This is a genomic window from Corallococcus sp. 4LFB (genome assembly GCF_046520365.1).
Classification (GTDB): domain Bacteria; phylum Myxococcota; class Myxococcia; order Myxococcales; family Myxococcaceae; genus Corallococcus; species Corallococcus caeni.
In genome coordinates, this window is record NZ_JBKGHJ010000994.1 from 1 (window position 1) to 1,364 (window position 1,364).

At 69.7% G+C, this 1,364-nt stretch carries 1 protein-coding gene; it reads left to right on the forward strand.

The features are described from left to right. Nucleotides 1–1,364, forward strand: a 1,364-nt coding sequence (locus ACLEQD_RS43455; RefSeq protein WP_410391800.1) for a non-ribosomal peptide synthetase, incomplete at both ends; no start/stop codon positions are given.

Consider the following 1,364-nt stretch of genomic DNA (forward strand, 5'->3'; position numbering starts at 1 on the left):
GAGCACCACCGCCAAGTTCGACCTCACGCTCAACCTGGAGGAGACCTCCGGTGGACTGACGGGCTGGTTCGAGTACCGCACCGAACTGTTCACGCCCGAGACGATCGAGCGCCTGACGGGCCAGCTTCAGACGTTGCTCGAAGGCATCGTGGCCGCGCCGAACCAGTCGCTCACGGTGTTGCCGGTGCTATCGGAGCGCGAGCGTCGGCAGGTGCTGGTGGAGTTCAACGCCAACACCTCCGCGTATCCGTCCGACTCCATCGCTTCGCTCTTCCACGCTCAGGCCGCCAGCACTCCGGACGCGCTCGCACTGCTCACCGCCGACGCCTCCCTCACCTACCGCGCCCTCTCCGAGCGCGCCAACCGCCTTGCCCACCACCTGCGGCACCTGGGCGTTGGCCCCGAGGTCTCCGTCGGCGTCTTCCTGGAGCGCTCGCCCGACCTCATCGTCAGCCTCCTGGCCATCCTCTCCGCGGGCGGCGCCTACCTCCCTCTCGACACCAGCTACCCCTCCGAGCGCCTTGCCTTCATGCTCGAGGACTCACGCGCCTCTCTCGTCCTCTCCCACTCCGCGCTTCGCGACAGGCTGCCCACGGGCGCCCACCGGGTGCTCTGCCTCGACGAGGTGCAGTCCGAGGTGGACTCGCGACCGTCCTCGCCTCCGGCCTGCCCCCTCTCATCCCAGGGCCTCGCCTACGTCATCTACACGTCGGGCTCCACGGGGCGGCCCAAGGGCGTCAGCGTTCCGCACCAGGCCGTCATCCGCCTGGTGAAGGACTCCAACTACTTCGCCCTGCGTGCTGACGACGTCGTGCTGCACCTGGCGCCCACTGCCTTCGACGCCTCCACCTTCGAGGTGTGGGCACCGCTTCTCAACGGCGCCCGGCTGGCGCTCTTCCCCGCCGCGCCTCCCTCCGCCGAGTCCCTTGCCCACGCCGTCTCCCTCTTCAGCGTCTCCACCCTCTGGCTGACCGCGGGCCTCTTCCACCAGCTCGTCGACTCCCTCGACGACTCCCTGCTGCCTCTGCTGCGGCCCCTGCGCACCCTGCTGGCAGGGGGTGACGTCCTCTCTGCCTCCCACGTGCGGGCCTGGCTCTCACGTCTGCCTCTCTGCACCCTCGTCAACGGCTACGGCCCCACCGAGAACACCACCTTCACCTGCTGCGCTCCTCTCTCCGACGCTTCCCAGGTAGGCGCCTCCGTCCCCCTGGGCCGCCCCATCTCCAACACCTCCGTCTTCGTCCTGGACCGCTTCGGCCAGCCCTCGCCCATTGGTGTGCCGGGCGAACTCTTCGCCGGGGGAGACGGACTGGCGCGCGGCTACCTCGGCCAGCCCGCGCTCACCGCCGAGCGCTTCGTCCCCA